We start from the raw sequence: 23,573 nt of genomic DNA on the forward strand, positions 1-23,573 counted from the left end.
AAGCAGCCGCTCCTCTCCGTACATTCTGTACAATGCATAATATCCTCATGCTCCTAGATTACATGATTGCAGAGAATTCGTCTATGGGACGGAAGAAACGCTATTAAGCGTATGAATCTCCTTAAATAATGAATGGAGGTGTTCACAATCATGCATTTCTCTCTCCTTAGGAACGTGCCCAAGTTAAGCTATAGACCTCAACCGTATAACCATAATCTGAACCCATTTGTTGTATGATCTCAGCGCACGCACGAATGGTACTGCCCGTCGTATAAATATCATCAACAATAATAATCCGAACAGAACGATTTAGAGGTGCCTCCCTTTTTAGCCAATCTGCAAATTGTGCTGTTACTGCCGGATTCTCTGCAAAAGCGTGTTTCATATCGGTCAGTCGTTCCGCTCGGCTCTTAAAGCTTTGTTTTCCGGTATGGTGTGTGCGGATCAGCAGCGGAAGCTGGGGAACCTTCCTACGTCTAGACAAGACATCAGCCAGTCTCTCCGCTTGATTAAACCCCCGTTCCATTAGCCGAGAATCACTGACAGGCACTGGCACTAACAAATCAGCAGACCAAGAGCCGTCTTGTATATCTTTTTTATTTTTGAAGTAATGAATGATAGATGATTTCTGGGATAAAAAAACACTCTGTTTCTCTTCTTTCAAGGTTAGATACGCTCTGTCCAGCATGAGACCAAGTAAAAGGGCGTATCGTTCATTGCCTCGATATTTATACTGCCCCAACCATTCCCTCATAACGCTTGTGTAGGCCACTGCACTCCGATTACAAATAATCGGTGACGGTTCATTACTACGGGAACAGTCAGGACAACCGACATGCCGACCACATTTCAGGCAACGAGGGGATCGTATCCAAGGAATGGATTCTACGCAAGTTCTGCAAACTCCAGGAAATTGTGAGGACCCAGAGTTACGTTTGCCACAGGTTAAGCAAGGAGTCACGGAGGGGGAGAAGAGTGCCTTAGATTTAATTAACCATGAGAACAGAGAATTCATCTCGACACATCCTTACTGATATATCCTTTGCGGCGAGCGATAATGTTCATAGTTCGGATCTGGGAGATTGCTCCACGTTGGGATCGGGTCCATTGTGGAGAAGCAAATACAACACGCCCGGCAGGATCATCCTTAGATCGCCCGGCACGACCCGCCATCTGAACCAAGGAGGCTTCGTCAAAAAGATCGCTGTCCGCATCCAAAATAAATACATCGCTGCGAGGCACTGTAACTCCTCGTTCCAGAATCGTAGTCGTTACTAATAAGGTGATCGCGCGGCTACGGAAAGCAGTTACCTTCTCTGTCCGGAAGGGATCTTTGGAGGAAGTACCTTCGATGACTACGCCGGGAAAGCTCCGACGAAGCAGAACCAGTAATCCTTCAATATGTGCAATACGCGACACAAAACAAAAGATTTGCGCCTCTCGCTCGAGCGACTTACGAAGTGTATGTATGAGAGATCTAGGTACCCTCCCACGCTTTAGGCATGTTTGAACGGATGTCATGGTCAGATGCTGCGGCATAGGCAAAGGATGACCATGGAAACGGACAGGCACTCTGGCATGTGGTAGTCTGCCTGAGCGTACCAACCGCTGCATTTCTTGTGGTGGTGTGGCTGATAAGTAGATAAAAGATCCATTTGCCTTACAGGCTTGTTCGGCAGCATAAGCCAACATAGGATCATTGTGATAGGGGTACGCATCCAGCTCGTCAATGATTACGAGATCAAAACCTCGATGGAAGCGCAACAGCTGGTGGGTAGTCGCGAGCGTTAAGCGACCACCCACCCAGCGTTCTGCGCTGCCGCCGTAAAGCACGGCGAGAGTCTCCGCCGGGAAAGCTTTGGCGAGTCGCGGAGCGAGCTCGAGTACGACGTCGCGCCGCGGCGTCGCTACGAGCGCCCGCCCACCAGCGGCGAGCACAGCCTCTAGGAGCGGGAAGATCATCTCTGTCTTCCCGGCTCCCGTCACCGCCCAGAGCAGGAACCGCTCTGGGCACGCTTTGGCGGAGCGCTCACGCCGCTCCGCCAGAAAACCCAGCGCAGCGCCAGCGGCTCCCGCCTGCGCTGGGCTTAACCCCCACCGGCCTGCGGCCGCGGTGGGGTCAAGGACGGCCGTGCACCGCACGGCCGGAAGCGCTGCGCTGCGCAGCAGCAGCGCGCAAGCCCGGCTGCGCCCAAGTGCGAGGCAGGCCTCGCAATAGGCGCAGCCCATAAGGCCGCACGCGGCGCATGCCGTGCGGCCGGTCGGGGCGCTGCCGCAGCGCAGGCAGCGCGAAACCGCGCGGCGAGCGACAGCGCCGCGCCACCACACGTGCGGCAGCCTAGCCGCCGCACGCGCCAGAGCGCCAGCACCCGCAGGGAGCTGGCGGGCCCGCGCCCCGTGCGCAGCCGGGGCGTGACTACCCACGGCGGCTGTCAGCTGCAGCCGCCCCTGCAAATGCGCCAGTTGTGCCGCCTGGCGCCAACGACCTGTCAGCGCCGGCAATCCCTCTGCCAGCAGCGCTTCTATTTCCGGTTGCAATAGTGAGCGCCCAGCCACCACCCACGATAGTTGTTCTGCCTCCGATTCAAGCAAAGCATAATCGAGATCATTTCCTCTCCAATCATTGTTCTTCTTATCCTGTTCTATACATACCTCTCTTTGCTCAGAAAGCCGCCATAACGAAATCCCATCATAAAGCAATTCTTCCTTCGCAATTCCTCCTACCTCCCTTTCCTCTTTCAACTCAGGCTCAAGGACATTACTCACATATTGCCCCCACTCCCTAGTCCCCCAGCTCCTCATCCCCCCTCTTTGTTTGAAGCAATCGCGTAGCCTCACCGCCCACCCTAGCGGCAGTGCAGAAGATAATAAGACCAGCTTGTCCACCGTTACTAAGCCCCTACCTTGGCTCAACGAGCTAGCGCTGAACCACCACCATCTATCTACTGTAAGGTCTAAAGAAATCCATACACTCCAGGTGCCCCTACATTCCAAGGCATATACAGCAGCTCGCATATAACGCGCCTCCTTAACTCTCACCATTAATCACTCTTGCTTACACCACTTCCCTTAGCGTAAACGCAAAAAGCACACTCCCCCATTTCTTGGAGAGTGTGCTTCACCCGTAACTTACATATTTACTTAAGATCTGTCGCGCTTTGATTCGCATCCCCTACTTCCTGCCATCCCCATAAAAGGCAACGAGCCAGACTGCCCTGACAACCGCAAGTCTACCACAATCCCTTGTTGCAGCAACTCTTCTTCACTCACCTGAAAAGTGTACATAGATGTTGCAAGATCGATAGAGCAGCCACTATCAGCCATCCTGGAAACAATTCCAAGGGTTCCATCGCTTGAGCCATCATCCATGAACGTTACTCGAAATCGTTTTCCGGTTAAAAAAGCTTGAAATGTCAGCGCTCGAATGTACCATTCCACAACAGATGCATGATTGCGGGTAATGAAAATATAATGAATCCATTTCACGGACTGCGGTGTCTGCCGCACCTTCTGCCGATTATGCAGCATATGAATAATCACTGCAGCGGATACATAAACAACCGCAATCCATATCAACTGGGCTACCATGGAGATGCACCTCCTCTGTATACCAACACTATATGCCGGCTTTAAAAGGTCGGTGACTGCCCAGAGTCCCTGTCAAGCATAAACGCCTTCGGCGTCCTTGCAAGGACGGTAAGCGTTTAAGCGAGAAATATAAGACATAAAGTATGTTGTGAAACTTATACTTTCTTATATTTTAGAGGAACAAGCTATGCTCTCCTTGATTTGATTCCTATATGTAACGTAAATCTGTAGATATTTTTATAAAGTTACCCAACCATATTTGATCGAGTTAATTACAGCTTGCGTACGATCATCCACTTCCATTTTTTGCAAAATACTACTCACATGGTTTTTGACCGTTTTTTCACTAATAAATAAATACTCACCGATCATTTTGTTACTCTTACCTTCCGCCATTAGCCGCAAAACTTCCGCTTCGCGACGTGTTAGAGGATTGTTGTCACCGGCTACAAATTTAACACCGGCTTCCTTCACTACTGTATCCGCAGCTACTCCAGTCTCATTAAGGTAAGTCATGCGCCGCAATTGATTGATTAGCTTTCCGGTAACCTTTGGATGGATAAAGGCGTGCCCCTCACAGACCGAACGGATCGCATTAATAAGGGATTCGGCCTCCATATCCTTCAGTAAATAACCATTGGCGCCTTTACGAAGGGTTTCAAACACATAACTCTCATCATCATGAATCGATAAAATAATAACCTTAACCTCCGGGAACATTTCCCGCAGTTTTTGAGTAGCCTCCACGCCATTCTCAATAGGCATATTAATATCCATCAGTACGATGTCTGGTTTAGTTCCGTTACAGAACTCCAATACCTGGATACCGTCACCACATTCACCGATGACTTCGATATCCTCCTCCATATTCAAAATACGTTTCAGCCCTTCACGAAAAAGCTGATGATCATCCGCCAAAAGAACTTTAATGGGCGTTTTAGTAGAGTTTAAGTTCTCCATCACATTACTCCTTCCCTTTCTCCACGTTCGTCGGAATGTGGATCACGATTGTTGTCCCCTGATTCTCGGCTGATATGATTTCCATTCTGCCTTCAAGCAGCTCTACACGTTCCCGCATACCAACTAGCCCGAAGCTTTCACGATTGCCCTGCGGATTCTTTAATTTCTGCACATTAAAACCTAATCCATTATCCTTAATCACAATCTTAATTAACTGCGCTTGGTAAGTAATCTCTACCAATACGAAACTCGGGTAGGCATGTTTAGCTGCATTAGACAGAGCTTCCTGGACCAATCGGTATACCGCTGCCTCCATGGCTGAAGATAGTCGATGTTCCTGACCTCTGGTTTCCAAGGTCGTCCTCAGCTTCGTCTTCTCCTCAAAATCATGCACATATTTCCGCAAAGTCGGAATTAATCCCAAATCATCGAGAGCCATCGGTCGTAAATTAAAGATGACCTTACGCATTTCTTCCAGGCTGTATCGAACCTGTCCTTTCAAATCTATTACTTCGTCCTGCACCAACCCAAATTCCTGCTTTACCAGCATTCTTTCTACAATTTCCGTCCTAAGGACTAGATTCGCCAGCATTTGAGCAGGACCATCATGAATTTCCCGGGCAATTCTCTTCCGTTCTTCCTCTTGAGCCAGGATTATCTTGAGTCCTATCATCTGTCTGTTCTTCGCAGATTCGACAATTCTCGTCACCTGACCTAGTTCTCCCGACAAATATTCGAGCACTACGCTCATTTGCGAACCAATTGACTCTGCACGTTCTACAGAATTTTCGACACTGCGCACTCGCATTTGTAATTCATCACGTCTTGATCGAAGATAGACCTCTCTCTCACGCGTCATCATGAGTTCGAGCTGTAGCTCCGTAGCCTTCTCATAGGCTATACGAATATCCTTCTCTGAGTAGCGGACAAAGTCCCGGCTGACCTCTGTCAGCCGGATTCTGGAGCGGTGATACTGCAGCTCCAGCTTATCTACTTTTTTTAATGTCTCATCCGTTTCGTCCATGACCCGCTGCAGTTCTTTATTGAGTGCAGCAAGTTCATCACGTGCAACCTGCAATATTTCAAAAATCTGATACTTGCTGCTCTCCATCACGTCGATGGTATTTTTAATGACGCGATCAATCGCATCGGCTTGAAATTCCACGGATGCTTGCCCCTTTTCTATCGAATCGTTTTAAAGGTTTTCCTTTATATTAACATATCACGATTCGATAGTTACGGTCTTCGTTTTCTGTTCCCATTTTACAGTTAATCCTAGCTGTTCAGAAACTAGTCTTAACGGTACTAAAGTCCTACCTTGCAAAATGATAGGTGCTACTTCAGCACTCTGACGTTTACCATTCAGCAGATATTCTTTTTTATTTACGGTAAGATCCAGTGCCTTGGCTCCGCGTAATACCATGATCTTCTTATTCACCTGATCCCAAGTAGCGCTGCCTCCGAAAGCATCTAGTACATACCGAATTGGCACATAGGTACTGCCGTCTTTTACAATTGGAGCTACATCAATAGCTTTCTTATTTCCATTTACAGTCATTGCTTTCGAGCCAATGCTCATAGAAGCCGTACCTTTTGGTAAGCCCGCATCACTGGAAAGTGAAGGCATTGTAAAGGTGATATTATCAAAGGCAACTGTACCTGTCTTCGCCCGTTCATCTTGACCTTCCTCTACATTGACTACATAAAGTCTCTTCAGCGTAGCTGGGAATTTAATACCTGAGCCTGACAAGTCGATGTTAATGTTCTTCCAACCGTTCCAATCGATAATCTTTGCAAGATCTACATAAGCTGTAGCTCCGCTGTTGTCTACAAACTCAGCACGCAGCCAATTCAAGCTCATATCTCCCATCACATCAACCGACATCGAAGTTGCAAGCGCTGGAACTGTTTTGCCGCTTGTACCATTAAGCTGAGCATAAGCATACATTTTGCCGCTGCCAGCCGTCATATCATAACTGAGTGACAGCACCTTGGAGGCTACTCTTTCAGCCGTTCCATCCACTATCGTTGCAGTACCCTGTACCGCTGGAACATTGGTAGTAAAGTCGATTGGATAGCTTACCTTCTCGAAATCTTCCCATGTTGTAGCTGCTGCTGTTGATAATACAACCACTGCACTAAATCCATCATAACGGGCAATAGCATAACCTGTAGTAACCCCTGCATCAACGGCGTTTACAGTAAGCTTGCCATCTTTCACGGCTCCCTTAAAGCCTACAAACTCCCACTTCAGTGCTGAATCCGGAACATTGATAGTTGTTCCACTCTTCGTTGCCGCTGTAACAGGGACAGACACAGTAGTTCCGGCTGTCAGTGGCGCTGTAGCTGTACCTACACTCATACTGGATAGATCATTACCACCCAGAACTGTAACAGTTGTAGAGGCGCTTGCAGAACCGCTTTTAGCCGTTAAGGTAACGGTACCTGGCTTCACTGCCGTTACTTCACCTGCACTTACCGTTGCGCTTCCGCCGCTTGATACCCATGTAGGATTACCTGCTGCTACATCAATAGGGTTGTAGTAAGTGTCATAACCCTTTAAAGAATATGTTGCCTTTTGTCCAACCAGCAGTGCGGAACTTCCGCTAATTTTGATTCCTTTGACTTCACCTTGCGGTGCGTTAGTGTAGACACCAAGCCCGTTAACGATACTGCGTTGCTCTGTGCCATACTCTGTATTAAAAGTGAGTGTAGTAGAGGTTTCACCGAGGGGCCGGTCTACCATCGTTGTAGAGCCGCCTCCATCGAGATTAAGACCTTTCCAGACTCCAATATTGGTCATGAATGATTGCAATTCGGTTAGAGACATCCCTGAACTATTGCCATTTTTCTCAGTAGCTATGATATATACATACCGTCCATCCTGTGAGTAACCTAAAGCCGTACGTGCACGATAGCCACCAATACTGCTAGTTGATCGCGAAAACGTTGCTGCTTTCCCGTTATTTACTAGAATTGTATGTCCGCCGATCATCGTTTGCAGATTCGCAGGATCGAGCGATTGCTGAGTAGTCTTGGATTTCAAAGAATACTCGCTGGTAACAGGTTGTCCTACTGCCAAATGCGCAGTAACATATCGTGCGGCTAAGCCATGTGCCCGTAAAATATAAGCTCCCTTAGGAACCGCCGTAGGAAGTGCAGCATTCTCTGAGATTTGAGTAACTACACCATTCTCAACAAGTACCTCAGTTGGAGTGGTAGAGCTATTTTTAGGACGATCAAGAGCAGTCCATACATCTGTGTAGATATACATAGCATTAGCATGACTATAAGTCGAGCTTCCGCCTTCAGGGCTATAAGCACCTTTATTGATACCGGAGATCTCAAACTGTGCGCCATCTGGTGCGGTTACCATCCCCTCGAAGCTGTACTCGTCAATAATAGGTTTACGATCTTTTGTCACTGCAAAGGCATACATTCCATTCAATTGTGAAGGGGTAGACACCAGTACTCCACCTGATACTTGTCCACCGATTGGAGCACCCTCACCGCCTGTATTAAAATAATCTCCATTTACAGCAGCTACGGCTCCAGTTTCCTTAGCCATTCCACCAGTACTTTGCCGTGTAGTCAGGTTTCCGCCTTTACCCGTCATCACATCTAAAGAAACATATGGGTTGTTAAGATCTACTCGAATAACATCCGCAAGCCCAGAAGCACTCGCTCCAGAACGTGTAGTAGTATATTTATATTTCATCATAATGGCGCCCGAAGTAATCACTTCTTCTCCCAGCTTACTTACTTTAAAAGGAGCTGTGGCTGCAGCTGCGATTGGTGCAGACCCCTGACCAAACAGCATCATACCTTCACTGCCGATTACGGGCATAATCCATAACACACCAGCCAATGAAGCAGCAATCCACTTTTTAGTGGAAGATAATCTTATTCCCCGTACAACATCGCTACTCTTCTTCTCCATGAAAACTTCATTCATTTCAACGTAACTCTCCCATCTCTTTTGTACTCTATCAGTCCATATCAATGTCTGGAAACTGGTTCCTATTTTTCTAGTACTCTTTTAATAGACTGAAAATAAGCCAAAAAGTTGCGAAATTGAGAGATTTCAAGCTTTATAGAGTCGAAATTGTCATAATTAGACGACAAAAAAAAGCCCGGCATAATTGCCGGACTTTACCAATTGATTCTTTGGTTACAAGAGTTGTTTACAGGTAATCTGCCTGTTTCAGCATCCGCTGCAGCATCACGGCAGCTTGAGCACGGGTGGCATTGCCCTGAGGCTGGAACTCACTTGCTGTCATGCCCAAAATTATCCCTGATTGCACTGCCTTGGCGACGAACTCAGCGCTTTGATTCTGAATCTTCGACTTATCCTTGAATTTTGCAAGCGTTGAGGCAGAAGTACCGCTTAGCGTAATAGGATGATTGGTATATTCCATCGCACGGATCATCATAATCGCCATCTGCTCGCGTGTTATATTATCATTCGGACGGAAGGTCCCGTCCGTATTCCCTGTAATAACTCCTGCTTTAGCCGCTGCACCAATGTAGTCTCCAGTTTGTGTGGAAGGCTGCACATCCCGGAAGCGTTGCGCGGTCTCACGATCTCCCAGCAAACCTAAACCGCGACTAAGCATAACAGCAAACTCAGCACGGGTAATTTTTTTCTCTGGATTAAATGCACTACCGTAGCTGCTATCTATAATATTCTTAGCGGTAAGTTCAGCAACAATCGCATTGCTCCAATGCTTACCCATATCCGTAAAGGTTCGGGTGGACAAAAAGGTCCCTAATATCTGATTACCAGCGGTACGAGCACGGATAACCGTATAGTTGCCGACCGTACTGACTTTTGTAGGTAGATAAGCCGCATCGTAATAGGAGAGGTCTAATCTGGCCGCAGATGTTTGCGCACTATTTAATGAAGAAGTAGTACGTACGGTATATTCTCCTGGTACTGTCAGTGCCTTGGCATTCGCATAATTATCACTAATTATTGCTGTCACCCGGACATCCATAAGACTTGTAATGGTTCGCATCCCCATCGTTTGTAGCTTTTGCTCAAAAGGTGTAAATGTGCCTGCTGGAACTTTATCCAAGCGGAACACAAGTGAAATATTTTTACTATCTGAGATCAAGCTACTTGCAAGTCCGCTCATATCAATATCATTGAGTCCCACACTAAATAGGTTATCTCCATGTCGAATCATAAACTTTGTATTTTTATTACGGTTCACCGCGTCGAGCAATGGTTTTAGCGGAACGGTCACAAAAGCTGCTTGTTCCGTGGAAGGAACCTCAAATGCCAAAATATCATTATTCATCTTAGACAGATATTCATAACTGGCAGCTATTCGATCTGCATTTAAAGTATATCTTTTTAGAGACTGATTATATAAAGAGCGGTCATCCACAATTTGCGAAGAATCACTCTTTAGTAGTGCATACTCTTTACCAAACTCACTCGTTGCAAGTGTTCCTAGATAGGATGGACGATTTCCAGATCCGGTTGTCACGCCTGTCAGATTCTGAACTGACAGTGCAGAGAATGACGACAGTACATTACCACTGAAATCCTTAATCGTACCGGCACCAGACATATAGGATAAGTCCACTGTTTGGCCGGTCTTTACAACAGAGGATAACGTTATTTTTAGAATATTGCCGGAGATATAGTAGGATTGCACACCCAAGCTGCTGCCATCTGCTCTAACTCCAAACTGATTGGCGTAGAGGGAACCGGATGCTTGCATATTCTTTGCAAAAGTAACAGTTAGCTCGTCTCCTGAAACGGTCGCTGAGTTAATCTCCGGTATGGTAGTACCGCTGTTTTCTGAGATGGATACAGGCTGTAGGTTAATATACGCTGCCCGATTGCCATTCAAATCGCTTATCCCGGCAGAACCCGGCACATAAGATATGGTTACATTCTGATTAACTGTCAGCGCAGTCTGAAGCGTTAAAGTAACCTGAGTGCCGCTAACCGATACATTAGTCACATAATTAGGCGTGCTGCCCACTAACACAGAGAACTGACTATTCAGCGGGAGACTGGTTGTAGACAAGCCTTCATTATAATTCAAAATGATCTTAGTGCCGCCTCCGGTTGCACTTTGGAACACTGGCGGAATGGTATCGTTGCTGTTACGGATATTGAAATCAGTAAAGTCCGCAATATTTTGTCCATAAGAATTCTGCAAAGGATACGAACCTGCATAATAGGACACCCGGACGTTCTGTCCATTTGATGCTTCACTACTCAAAGTTAAATATACTGTACTGCCGCTGGAACTTATCGAGTTGACTCCAAGTGAGCTTCCATCTGCAATCACTGAGAACTGGTTATGTGCGTAATAGGAAACCGGTTTTAATGTGTCATTAAAATTCAACACTACGGATCTACCCGTGATTCTCCCGTCTTTAGGTGTCGGCATGGAGGACTCGATAGAGTTCGTAATCTGTTTAGAGCTAAAAGTGCTCGCTGCATTTCCGCTTGGGTCTTGAATTGTCCGCAGTCCGCCATTATAGCTGACCTTCACAATCTGCCCAACAGCTACTCCTGTACTCAATACCAGATAAGCGCTGTCTCCTTGAATATAGACACTTTCAATCGCTCGATTCTCGTCATTGACCGTAACTCCAAAGCTTGAAGTCAGCAGCGCTATGGATGAATTGAGCGTCTCATTATATTTCAGACGAATGGTTCGGTTATTCTCAAGCTGTGCAGATGTGAGCTGTGGAGCTGTTTTGTCCAGAGACAAGGTCTTGAAGCTCCATGAATTTTTACCGCTTAATCCTTCATATAGAACGTTAGCATCACTTGCATCTACAAAAGCCCCTTTGGCGATGTCAATGTAATACGTTGAATCACTATCTAACGCTACGGAAGGTGTGATGATATATTCTTTAGCTGTGCTGGTACTCCGAGTAACGTTAACCGGCACCTGAGATCCCCCACTTTTATATAGAGCCACACCACTAGCCACAGCGCTGTTGTAATTCACATCCCGATTAAACGCGATCGAAAAGGATCTGTTATTCGCTATAGATTCACTTCGATCAGATGGATTCAATGCACTTACGCCAAGTCCAGTCAAAGATACCGTTGTGAAGGTCCAAGTGTAAGCGCCCGAGGCAGGAAATACATTTCCATCTTGGTCATAAAAAGCACCTTGGGGGATGGTAACTGTATATTGCGTGCCATTTAGCAGAGGTGAGGCTGCTGATGCCGGATTCAATGTTATGGTTCTACTGCTTCCTCCAGTAACCGCTGGCGAGTTCACATTAAGCCATCTCGTTCTAGCATCGTTAGCAGCCCCTGGGGACACCGTAATCACACCTGATGCAGGCATCATAGGACGGTCAAAAGTAAGCTGTAGCGCTCCTGTGGTAGATACACCACCTGTACCGTTAGCCGGTGATGGAGTCATCGGAATCTCAGCTACACCTTTTGTAGAAAAACTCCATACATTTCCGCTAGAAATACCAGAAAATGTTCGATTATCAACATCCTTAAAAGCGTAGGAATCAATGAGAACATAATAATTCCCTCCGGCTCCCAAGGCTTTATCCAACGATAATTTAACTGTTGTAGAGCTAGCATCAGTTTGAACGTTAACTCTGGTGTCATCATCCTTAATTCTGAACTCTTGCACTGTTGTATTATCTGCTGAGGACAGGACTCGGATAGAGCCTCCACCTTTTAACAGCTGCTTATTTAGTGTCAGACTAAGTTCCTTTAAACTCCCGGCATCTACTCTTGCATTACTAGCCGGTGAGAAGTTACCTGCGGTAATAGCCGTATTACTCTCAGGAGCAGTGGTAAATGCCCATGAAGTAAGTCCTGATTCATTCCCCTCATTATCTTTGAACAATCCTTTGGGAATTGTGACCGTGTATGCCTTATTTGGAGTAAATTGTTGGTTTGGACCTAACTTAAGCTCGTAGTCTTTTGAACTACCAATTAAACCATAGCCACCAATAGGAATCGTTACAAAAGGTGCACTATCACCCTGTCCCGTGATGGTAATTTCTCCAGCCTGTGGGTTGACTTGACGGTCAAAGCTTAGTTTAAGAGATGATCCTATATTTACATAGGTTGCTCCAGGTGCTGGTGACACGCTTATGCCAAATTCCGCTGCAGCATGCACTGCCGATATTCCGATTCCAATAGAAGGATACCCTGTTCCAAGTACCAGTTCTCCCGCTAGAAAAAGCGCCGTCCATATTGAAATTTTTCTTTTCATGCCGTGATAGACTCCTCTCAAACCATACTAACGTCTTTATGTATATTCTTATATTTCGGTTAAAGGGCTTACAAAGTTTAGTAGTCTACTTCTCTATGATTAGAATCAATCCTAATTCTGTTCATTACATAAAAATAGCCCGCACAGTCGACACTAAGTGCCAACTTGCGGGCCTAACGTATTATAAGAACGTATGATTAACTACAATCCAGCCTGATCTCTAAGTAATTCTGCTTTATCTACTCGTTCCCATGGAAGATCTACATCCGTACGTCCGAAATGGCCGTATGCTGCAGTCTGTCTATAGATCGGTTTACGCAAATCAAGCATGGAGATGATCCCCGCAGGGCGAAGGTCAAAGTTGTTGCTGATCAGTTGAACCATCTTTTCTTCACTGATTTTACCTGTTCCGTATGTATCCACATTAATCGAGACAGGAGTAGCCACACCAATGGCATAAGCAAGCTGAATCTCACATTTATCAGCCAGACCTGCAGCTACTAGATTCTTCGCTACATAGCGAGCTGCATAGGCAGCAGAACGGTCCACTTTAGTTGGATCCTTACCAGAGAATGCACCACCGCCATGACGAGCATATCCGCCATACGTATCAACGATAATCTTCCGTCCAGTCAGACCGGCATCCCCTTGAGGACCACCAATAACAAAACGTCCGGTTGGGTTAATAAAGTACTTGGTTTCGGAATCGAGTAGTTCCGCAGGAACAACTGGCATAATTACATGTTCTTTAATATCAGCCTGAATTTGTTCAAGAGAGATTTCCTCCGCATGTTGTGTGGATACTACGATAGCGTCCACGCGTACAGGCTTCTCATCTTGATATTCAATCGTAACTTGTGTCTTTCCGTCAGGACGCAGATATTCCAATGTTCCGTTCTTACGAACCTCAGACAAGCGACGAGCAATACGGTGAGATAAAGCGATCGGTAGCGGCATCAGTTCTGGTGTCTCATTCGTAGCAAAACCGAACATCAACCCTTGATCACCCGCGCCAATATTTGCCGTTTCTTCAGCCACTTGTGCTGGATCACGGTGCTCTAGTGCAGAGTTTACACCCTGAGCAATATCAGCTGACTGCTCATTAAGTGAGCTCAACACTGCACAAGTATTATAATCGAAACCATATTTTGCACGTGTGTAGCCAATTTCTTTAATGGTGTTGCGTACGATGGCAGGAATATCTACATACTCAGATTTGGTACTGATTTCCCCGATCACCAAAACAAGACCAGTTGCTACTGCTACTTCGCAGGCTACACGTGCATTTGGATCATTAGCTAAAAATGCATCCAATACCGCATCGGAAATCTGGTCACAGATTTTATCCGGATGCCCCTCCGTCACGGACTCGGAAGTAAACAAATGACGCCCTTTAATAGACAAGTATAACAACCTCCCTTATGGTTAGTCTGACACTGTATAAGGAGTTCCTTTATAATCACACAGGCCAAATAAAAAAAACTATAAAACAAAACAACTCAGAAGCCTGTTTCTTTTTATGAAGGATGATTGCAGTATTTCATGTTTATATTCACTAAACTCTTCAAAAAATGAACCTTTCCCATATGGAAAAGGTCTAAGGCTTTCCTCAAAAGTCATATTATCTTATTTGGGAGGTGGTGTCAATTACTCCGAAACCCCTCCAACACAGTATAAATATTGATTTCGCCGTATGAAAAAGCAATATCAGATAGGATATATAAGAGTCCCTATACCCTGATATTATTGAAAAAGAGACTGTTCGGCTTGCTTAATGAGTCTCTTCGTGATTTCTCCGCCAACAGAGCCATTATCTCTTGAACTAAGATGTCCAAGATACTGGCTACGGCCAGAACCACTACCTCCGATTGCCCCTAATTCAGAAGCAAACTCAGTGTCTGCTCCGCCTCCATAATGCGCTCCATATAAACCAAACTCAGCTGCAATCTCATATTGCATTTGCTTCAACATTGCCCGACTTTCCGGTACCACTGTACGATTGTTACGTGCCATGTTACAGCACCTCCTGTGAATTTGTAAGATTACAGGAATATTGTGCGTCCAATATCTACTCTTCAATCGCGCCAATGATTTGTAACTTTGGAAATCAGTTTGAAGGTATGATCAAGTACTTTTAAGGGCATTATGAATATATAATTACAAATTATTTCAGTGTATAACCACCGCGAACCATGACAACAAGGCCAAGGGTTTGTCCTGTTTGGACAGTAATACCACGACCATCGCGAGGGAAGGATAATAAATGGTTAGATGGCGCAGCTACTCCATTTGCAAGATCTTTACCATCTGTTAAATCAGCCACACCGTTTGCATCTTGAGAGTAGATAACCGCTTTACCTGCACGAACAATAAATTCAGCACCTGCGGAAGCAATTAGAGTTTGACCTGGCTTTACATCGACAATTACAGATTCATTGCCACTAGTAGTTGGAGCTGTTGTTGCTGTTGGAACTGAGCTAGGACTCGGAGTAGCTGTAGCTACTGGAGCTGTACCTGTACCACCTGTAAGTGCTTTCTGAATTTGCTGATCTACATAGCTTTTGGTAACTACTGGATCATCTGCTGTGCCAGGCTGTGAACCAACACCTGCACCTTCAGCAGTAACATTCAACAGTGATCCAGCCCATACACCACCAGCCAGTAATACAGCAGCTGTTGTTACTTTCCAAACCGATTTCAATGAAGTTCCTCCTCATGAGTGGGGATAAATGCCTATAAAAAAAGAATAGCCTCCGAAGAGGCTATTCTTGCTTCGTAAAGGAAGCTAATTATCTTACAGTTTGTTTGTTACCTTTAACAATTGTAAGACCATCTTTGTCAGCAGATTTAGCATTTTCCTTAACTTCAACAGTAAGGGAATCAAGAGTGTTCAAATCAGTGATGTCTTTACCGTCAACTTTGATTTGCAACAATACTTTACCTTCTTCGCTACCAGAACCAACAGTCGCTTTTACAACTACATTTGCTGATGATGGCTCAGAACCATTCAATCCTGCAACGACAACAAAGTCTGAAGGATCAACACTTGTAATTTTATTTGAGAATGTCAATGTCAGGTATGCAACATTACTGTTAATAGCTGCTTCAGTCAATTTAGGAGCAGTTGTGTTCTTAAGCTCATGAACTACCGAAGCAGAAGCAGTATTTTCCATTCCGTTGCCAGCTGCATCAGAGATACCAACAACTTTGAATGTGTAATCTTTAGTTTCTGTAATTCCGCCTACTGGAATGAATACTTTCACTTGAGCAGAAGTTGGTTTAGTAGCAGTACCTACAACCGTAGTTGGATCAATAACTGCGTAAGAACCAGAAGGTAGAGCAGCACCGTTCAGGACATAGCTGCTAGAATCACGAAGCGAAGCTACATTCAAACCAATGTTATCAGTAGCTGTTACTGTAAATTGGTGGTATCCAGCTTCTGAAGAAGCAGCTGTGTACACTACAGAAGTAACAGTAGGTCTCTTGTCATCGTTGGCATTGATTTTTTCAGCTGTAAGAGCAACTGTTGCTGCGCTAGAAGTATTAGGAGTTCTTGCTTTATCCTTCACCAAGCCAGCAGTAATGCGAACTGTGTAGTCTCCACCCAAAGTAGTGCTAGTCTTAACAGTTACTTTCGCACCTTTTACAGTCATGTCAGCTTGAGTAATTGGTGAACCAACAACAGTACCTGTGGATTCATCAATGATGCTAACAGTACCAGTTGCAAGTACAACATCTTCACTGAAAGTCAATACAAGACCACTAGAACCGTAAGTAGCAGATACTACAGTTGGAGCAGTAGTGTCTTTAACAAAAGTAACTGCTTGAGTCACAGTGGCTCCAAGTGTGTTACCCAGTGTATCACGAACAGATGCTGCGAATGACAGTGTACCAGTGAAAGTTCCGGATGCTGGGAAGTTGAAGGCACTAGGTACTTGCAATTTAATTGTGTCGCTATCGTCAGTTGTAATAACATTCATGTTACCAACTTTGTCGCCGTCAGCTTTCAGCAAGGAAACATTACCCTTGAAGGATGCAGCGTTAACTTTTTTGTTGAATTTAACTTTTACATAGTTGTCACTCTCAGGAGTAACGCTAACGATCGTTGGAGCAGCTGTATCAGCAACTACAGTTACACTTGTTTTAAGTGTGCTTGCAACGTTGCCAGCAAAGTCAGTAACTTTGTTAAGTACTACATCATTAGCTGTACCAGTTTTCAGTGCAGTATTTGTAGTCAATTTAAATGTATCAGCGGATTCCTTCGATACAGCTACAGAAACACCGTTAATAGTAGCAGTAAAGCTATATTGTTTTACTGGCTCGCTGAATTGTACGAATACTTCTTTAGTAGATTCTTTAGCTACGGCATTAATAGCCTTAACTGTAGGAGCTACTGTATCAGCAACTGTCAACAATGTAGTGTAAGTAGCAACTTTAGTTCCAGCTGATGTCAGAACGCTGTCACTTACTACTACTGTGTATTGACCCTTCAAGTAGTCAGTATCAACTTTGTCAAGAGTGATTGTCAACTCGGTGCCAGCTTCATTCAAGCTTGCAGCTGAACCAACAACAGTTACAGCAGTTCCGCTTACAGGTACTACCTTAACAGTGTCAGCAAGCAATTTACCATCTTCAATCACAGAATCAGCGCTAATTACACGGTTGAATTTAACAACCACTTGTTTAGCGTTTGGAGCTTCTACGGAAAGAACCTTAGGAGCTGCCAAAGTTACTTTAGTTGTGTAGTCGTGGTTGTTGTGTTTGAAGGAAATTGAAGTTTCAACGCCTTCTACAAGTGCTGTAGTCAAAGTTACAGTAGTAGTAGTTTTGTCAGAGAAAGTTACAACTACGCTAGTTGGGCTTACTGCTTCTGCAGAAGCTACAGTAGGAGCTGCTTTCAATTGATCAACTGCATATGCTGTTTCAACTACCAAAGAACGGCTAGCGTTAGCTTTGAAGTTAGTGTCTTTAGCAATCAGACCAGCATCGATTACTGCTTGAGCATAACCTTTAGCCCATGCAGATGCACTGTTGTCGCTTGTTGCTGGTGCTTCAAGTTTCAAAGCGCGGAACAATACAGCCGCTACTTCTTCAACAGTTACTTTACCGTTGTAGTCGAAGATACCTTTAACAGTATCTTTACCTTGCATCAAGTTAGCTGCAGTAACAGCTTCGATGTAAGGAACTGCCCAGTTACTAGCGTTGTAACCTTTGTCTTTGTAAGACAATTTGTTAGTTACTTCAGTAAGATCGAACAATTTAGTAACGATCTTCGCGAATTCAGCGCGAGTAAGATCTTTTTCAAGGTGAGCTTGACCATCTGGGTACCCATTGAGAATACCTTTTGCTGCCAAAGCGTCAAATTTTTGTTGCGGAGTTGCTGCTGCGTCACCAAACGCTACAGAGGCAAACATCGAGAATGCCATTGCTGTAGATAATGCTACGGATAAAATTTTCTTCATAACCTTTTTTTCTCCTCCTTGGACGTTCATAAACTGAGATTTTTCTTTAGTTGAGTAGCTCGTGTCACTCATTAGCCGATGCACCCCCTTTCCAGAGTTGAGCAAATTAAGTATAAATAATGTCTGTGACGGGTATCACAGAAACTGGTAAACAATGATCAGGACATGACAATACTAGATTCCTAATTATACCTAAGTATTATACAATGTGCCTCAAGTCACGTAAAGCTAATTTTTCCATTTTGTTAAATTGGCTTTACCACCGGTTAATTTCAACTGCCTGTGTAAATGACTCTACACCTTAAACGCAGAAGATTTGGAAAAGTTGCGGTTTCTCAAAAAAATTATTTTCTTTTTTTGTTTTCCGGTACAATCCCAATAGAAGATACATATGTATGTTCTACTAACTATTGTTAATCATGGGTTGCCACGGAAAATAGTATACCATAGTCGTTTTCTAAACGTCATTATGCAATATTTACTAAGTATCATTAACACTAGTGCCATTTATTTAAACATTCCTACAAAATTTGAGTATAAAGGGGCGAAAAGACCTGATTACTCACATTCACCGTAGGCTGTTTATATGGCAACTCCCCTTCTGAGCTTCAGCTCTTAAAGCTACAACCTAAAAACCTTCGCTTATAGGTTCGATCAAACATGTCCTTTCTTGGTTCGCCTCCTGGTTCATTGCTTTGATGATTCGTAAGCTGATGGCTACTACTTACCTCACCACTCGGAGATCCGCCCTATAGATAGCATCATGATGAACGCAACAAAAAAGCGCCGTTGCCGGCGCTTGCTTCTATTACAGTAGGGTCTAACGAATCTTCATAGATAACTGGATCAATTCCTGACGCTTTTCAGGACTTGAGTTTACATTGTCGTACATTGCATCAATAGCTGCGCGATTCTCGCGGTAGCTCTTTTCATGCTTAATTGTAGTATGAGACCATTCGATCAGAGCGTTCTCAGCAACGACAAGCTCATTGTAAGAATCATGGAATCCTGTAGCTTGCACAAGTTCCTCCATAACCTCCTGTGTAATCTCCTGTAGTGCCCGCTTAGCCGCAATTTCCTTTTCTAACACTTTTGCTCTATTCTCAAACATATTCTTGGCTTTCATGTAATCCAACTGTGCTTTTGCTAAAATCGGTTTCATGGTTGGCTTTCACCTTTCAGAAAATAATATTTTCTACGTTATTGTATCGTAAATCTAAGAAGAATACAAAATATATGTCTTTGGTAATTGCTCTCATTACATTAAAACACCGGTCTGCGAATATTTTTTCGCAGGCCGGTGAACATTTTTTTGCTTTAGTTAAAGTTCTTCGGGAAGATGCTTGTACTCTTTTGCAAGAGCGCAACTGTAATCTTTCCAGCCTCCGCTCTAGTCAATTTACCCTTTGGATTAAAGTTATATACGGGTTTCTTCTGTCCTGTAACCGTCACGGCGCTTCCTTCCATAATCTTAGCCTTAGATACAGCCTCAATTGCAGGGCGTGAATAGAAATCCATACTGCTGGTGTCCACAAATGATTTACTTAGGTTTGCCAAGAGCTTATTGTCATTCAAAGACATCTTCAGCTTCAGTGCCCTAGCGATCATTACTGCCGCTTGTTCACGTGTTAAGGCTTGGTCAGGCCCAAAGAAGCCGTCACTTAGTCCTGTAACAATACCGGCCCTAGCGGCAGTCTCGATATGCTTGAAATCCCAAGTGGCTGAAACCGCTTGTGGCACAATATCGAAGAATGTTTGCTTATTAGCATCATAGTTCAAAGGAATACTCAATGATTTCACCAGCAATGTGGCGAATTCACCACGTGTTGTTAAATCATCTGCACCGAATGCATCTGCACGAAGATTCGTCATGAATCCTTTAGAGTACAGCCCATTCATAATATTCCTACCCCATGGGTGATTCGTAATATCAACAAATCCACGACGCAGTTTCATAACCGTATAATAACCAAACTCATCAAACGGAACGGTAATGGTATGTTTCTTAGTATCGACTATACCACCTACGTTTTCCCATTTTCCTGAATCAGTATACCGGAATACTGTAATTGTTGATCCCACTTCATCTACGATGCTGGAGTTAAACGTAAGTGTCAACTCCCCGCGTTGAGAAGGTACGATTTTTCGAGTCTGACTGTACTGTGTAAAATAACCTGTCTTTCCGCTACCATCTACAAAATGCGGAGTAACCCCATTGGTCTCAACATTAACTCCGTCTTCTCCTAGACCACCACTAAGCCAGTAGATATCGGATACTCTAGAAAAGTTATTCGTAGAGACGGTTGATGTGAAACGCAGCGCAAGATCCTGAGGGATTACAAGTTGACCTCCCCCGCCTTCTGTTCTGTCATCGCTACCAGTGACGTTAATAATATTTCCGTAGTCATTCTTACGTTCAACTACCCCATCAGCGGGATCCGCAATACCAAACAGGAGTTTTGTATTCGGATAATATTTTGCAGCACCAGAACTCGTAAATCCCTTCATAATTGTGCCTTTAGGGAAATTCAATTCCAGAGTCTTATTGAAAACACTGTATTTCGTAGCTACCTTCTCTGCCATGTACTGCGTATCAATTTGTACCGCACTAGCATAGTAGACATCTATTGTATCGTTTATTGTAGAGTTAGAACGGACGATTTGTATCTTAATTGGCGTAGATTTGTCTGCCTTCAAACCTACATAGTCATAGGTAAAACGATCTGAATTTAGAATATCCGTACGTTTTTTAGCTTCATCTTTTCCAATTATGACTTTTGTTGCCCCTTCAGCTTCAATATCAAAACGAACAAAGTTTTTATTAACAACGATTTGTTTCCCTACGGTTGGTACAGGCGAGAGAAGACGATATGGGGCTAGCTCTCTTACTACCTCAAGACGTTGAGTAGTTCTTGCTCCTGTTTTGTTAATTAACTCAAGGGTATAAACTTGGCTTCCTGGAGTATCAAACTTGATATCACGCAAACGTAAAATAAAGTTTTTAGCGCTACCGATGTACTCATAGTACAAGCCATCTGCAGCCAACTCATCAGGGTAACGTTTTGGACCAATAGGTTCCTGTTCTGTATCTATGAGTAGTCTATCTTGACCTGTCGAAGAAAAAACCAATGTAGAACCTTGATACAGATTCAAGGTCGTAGCACCACTACCTTGTAGCACCAAATCAAATTTATCTTTGCTTGTTGTATACTTTTCATCCTTGTATACAATTTCTGCTGGCAAGGCCAGAATAGCGTTACGCTCAACTTCATTAGAAAGTGTTGTTCTTGTAAAAGGTAAGCGATTCTCTCCCAAAGAAGGGTGGAATTGTTTCACACCAGAAATATTAGTATCAATGATATAGAGTTTTAGTTCCTTTTTGATAATCCGTTGATTGCCTGCATTATCAATGGAGACTCCTGTAAATACAATTTTGTTCTCACCATACACAAGGGGTCCTGTCTGACTAATTTTCAATGTGAAATTGAAAGTTGTCTTGTTTACGGTTGAATTTTTTTCTACCTCAAGCTTAAATGGTTTATCTGTTAACGAATTACTATCAATACCATTAATTTGCACTTGTGCGCCTGCGATATTTTCGAATCCAATATATTCTCCGACTACCGTTAAATTATTTACGGCACTTGAATCGAATTCATAAGTTTGTCCATCCTGCAGGTTGCTTACGTAAATATAGTTCTTAGATACATATGAAATATCTGCATTATAATAAGACTCCGAGCCTGTATATCGGAACTGTACTTTCTGTTGCCCATTCGAGAACCCGGTTATTTTATATACGTATTCGTTTGCACCAAGATTTGAAACAGTAACAGCGGTTATACTTAACGGCTTATTACTTAAAGGTAAATAGTTAGCAGTTAAAACAGCCGAAGTTGATTTATTGGTTTTCGCCATAACATAGAAGGTATCTGTCTCCACCTGTTGTCCATTTAAAGGCAGTTTAGAGATATTGGTAAGATCTCCAGAACCGGTATACCCGGAGAGAAAGTACATGTCTGTTATGACAGTCTCATCTTTTAAGAATTTATAAGAGTAGATATGAGAACTACTGTGAGTGCCATAATCCAAACTCAGCTTAAAGTCATTTACACCAGGAAGAATTTCCAGATTTGTATCAGTTGTAAATTTAACCAACTTATACGTTGGGGTAACGCCATCAGGGCCAGGAATGGTTAATTCCTCTCCCACGCTTTTTATCGTAACCACTTTCTCAGAACCAGTACCTTTATTAAGAGTCAGCACGGCACTTGTTTGGAATGGAGCTACGTTATAAGGTACCAATACCTGTCCTGTAAACCCTGCAACACTAGGATTGAGATCAGCAGTTAATGTAGGTACTTTATCATTTAGAATATTATAATCAACTGAATTATGATTAATATTCAAAGAAGCAAACGGCTGATCCTTATCAAAGAAATAAACAGATCTGTCTATGGTTATAGAATCCGAAGCATTTTGAATTACAATTTTAAGAGTGCTTAAACCCGGATTCAAATTCAAAGCAGGTGTAAAAAACGTCCCATCTTCCAATAAGGAGGTCTGTAATGCAGTCCCGCCATTCACGGAGACACTAACCTTCGTTGCATTGGCTACTTTACCTTGAAGAGTAACTGTAGATACCGGCACAACAACCTGTGTTCCTTCGTTTAAATTAAGCGCAGAAGGTCCACCCAATACTTTTAATTCTGTTACATAAGGCACTTGATCATATAGCACATAGAAGGATTCTGAACGTTGAAGATTACCTTGCATACCAGAGAAAGTAATCTTATTAAAGCCTGTATACAAAACAAGACCAGACGCTACAAAGCGATTGTCCGGACTATTGTTATCTGTTGTAACTGTTCCTGTAGTCAAGCGAGTCGAATCCGTTACCCATTTTTTGCTTGAGCTATCCTGAGTAAGCTGCTCAACAGTAACCTTCATTGTTGATGAAGTTACCTGTGAGTAAGTTCCTGTAATTGAAAAGGTAGGATTGCTTATTTTGTAAACACTAGAACGACTAATTAGCCCCTCTGGATTTGGAGTTGCTGTTGTTGGCACCACATCTTGCTTCAACAAAACGGTATTACGTAATGTGAGATCATCCGGACTGAAGAAAGTCGTAGAGCTCGTGGTAGCCGCTGCCGCTATCGGCGTGTATTTACCTGGGAACATAGAAACGATCAAAGCCGCCAGCATCAGCCAAACGAACGGTCTCTTAAAGCGTTGCATGTGTTATATCTCTCCTTTGAGTATAAGTTCTCGTAAACCTTCACTTTGTTCTTTATCGGTCATAAGTAGTGATATTTTTAGGGAAAATAACAAAAAACTC

The 23,573-nt window shown here is 43.8% G+C and carries 12 protein-coding genes and 1 pseudogene; all 13 read right to left on the minus strand.

The features are described from left to right. Positions 1–166: 166 nt before the first annotated feature. The 13 genes and pseudogenes from R50345_RS27845 to R50345_RS27905 all read right to left on the minus strand — a co-directional run bounded on the left by R50345_RS27845 (position 167) and on the right by R50345_RS27905 (position 23,473). Complete coding sequence (locus R50345_RS27845) at positions 167–754, minus strand: ComF family protein (RefSeq protein ID WP_231573970.1); 588 nt, start codon at positions 752–754, stop codon at positions 167–169. A 257-nt stretch (positions 755–1,011) separates the two neighbouring features. Next, positions 1,012–2,499: pseudogene (locus R50345_RS32355) on the minus strand (DEAD/DEAH box helicase); the annotation flags it as partial. A 642-nt stretch (positions 2,500–3,141) separates the two neighbouring features. Further along, a complete protein-coding gene (locus tag R50345_RS30555; RefSeq protein ID WP_052414762.1) occupies positions 3,142–3,588 on the minus strand; it encodes a glycosyltransferase family A protein in 447 nt (148 codons plus the stop codon). Positions 3,589–3,825: 237 nt separating this feature from the next. Then, positions 3,826–4,548 carry a response regulator gene (locus R50345_RS27860; RefSeq protein ID WP_042131342.1) on the minus strand — a complete coding sequence of 241 codons (723 nt, stop codon included), beginning with the start codon at positions 4,546–4,548 and terminating at the stop codon, positions 3,826–3,828. Between the two features lie 4 nt (positions 4,549–4,552). Beyond that, positions 4,553–5,713: a sensor histidine kinase gene (locus tag R50345_RS27865; protein WP_042131343.1), complete on the minus strand. Its 1,161-nt coding sequence runs from the start codon at positions 5,711–5,713 to the stop codon at positions 4,553–4,555. Between the two features lie 57 nt (positions 5,714–5,770). Next, positions 5,771–8,503: a stalk domain-containing protein gene (locus R50345_RS27870; protein WP_081954212.1), complete on the minus strand. Its 2,733-nt coding sequence runs from the start codon at positions 8,501–8,503 to the stop codon at positions 5,771–5,773. Between the two features lie 229 nt (positions 8,504–8,732). Beyond that, on the minus strand, positions 8,733–12,773 hold the full coding sequence (locus R50345_RS27875) for an Ig-like domain-containing protein (protein WP_042131344.1): 4,041 nt from the start codon (positions 12,771–12,773) through the stop codon (positions 8,733–8,735). 201 nt (positions 12,774–12,974) lie between these two features. Next, a complete protein-coding gene (gene metK / locus R50345_RS27880; RefSeq protein WP_042131346.1) occupies positions 12,975–14,177 on the minus strand; it encodes a methionine adenosyltransferase in 1,203 nt (400 codons plus the stop codon). A gap of 339 nt (positions 14,178–14,516) precedes the next feature. Beyond that, positions 14,517–14,786 (minus strand): alpha/beta-type small acid-soluble spore protein, encoded by a 270-nt coding sequence (locus tag R50345_RS27885; RefSeq protein ID WP_042131347.1) that lies wholly within the window; start codon positions 14,784–14,786, stop codon positions 14,517–14,519. Between the two features lie 151 nt (positions 14,787–14,937). After that, positions 14,938–15,474, minus strand: coding sequence for a hypothetical protein (locus R50345_RS27890; RefSeq protein ID WP_042131348.1), 537 nt, complete (start codon positions 15,472–15,474; stop codon positions 14,938–14,940). An 88-nt stretch (positions 15,475–15,562) separates the two neighbouring features. Next, on the minus strand, positions 15,563–18,235 hold the full coding sequence (locus R50345_RS27895) for an S-layer homology domain-containing protein (RefSeq protein WP_197069722.1): 2,673 nt from the start codon (positions 18,233–18,235) through the stop codon (positions 15,563–15,565). Between the two features lie 820 nt (positions 18,236–19,055). Beyond that, positions 19,056–19,397, minus strand: coding sequence for a hypothetical protein (locus tag R50345_RS27900; protein ID WP_042131350.1), 342 nt, complete (start codon positions 19,395–19,397; stop codon positions 19,056–19,058). A 155-nt stretch (positions 19,398–19,552) separates the two neighbouring features. Further along, complete coding sequence (locus R50345_RS27905; RefSeq protein WP_042131351.1) at positions 19,553–23,473, minus strand: S-layer homology domain-containing protein; 3,921 nt, start codon at positions 23,471–23,473, stop codon at positions 19,553–19,555. Positions 23,474–23,573: the final 100 nt, after the last annotated feature.

The organism is Paenibacillus sp. FSL R5-0345, assembly GCF_000758585.1.
GTDB lineage: Bacteria > Bacillota > Bacilli > Paenibacillales > Paenibacillaceae > Paenibacillus_AQ.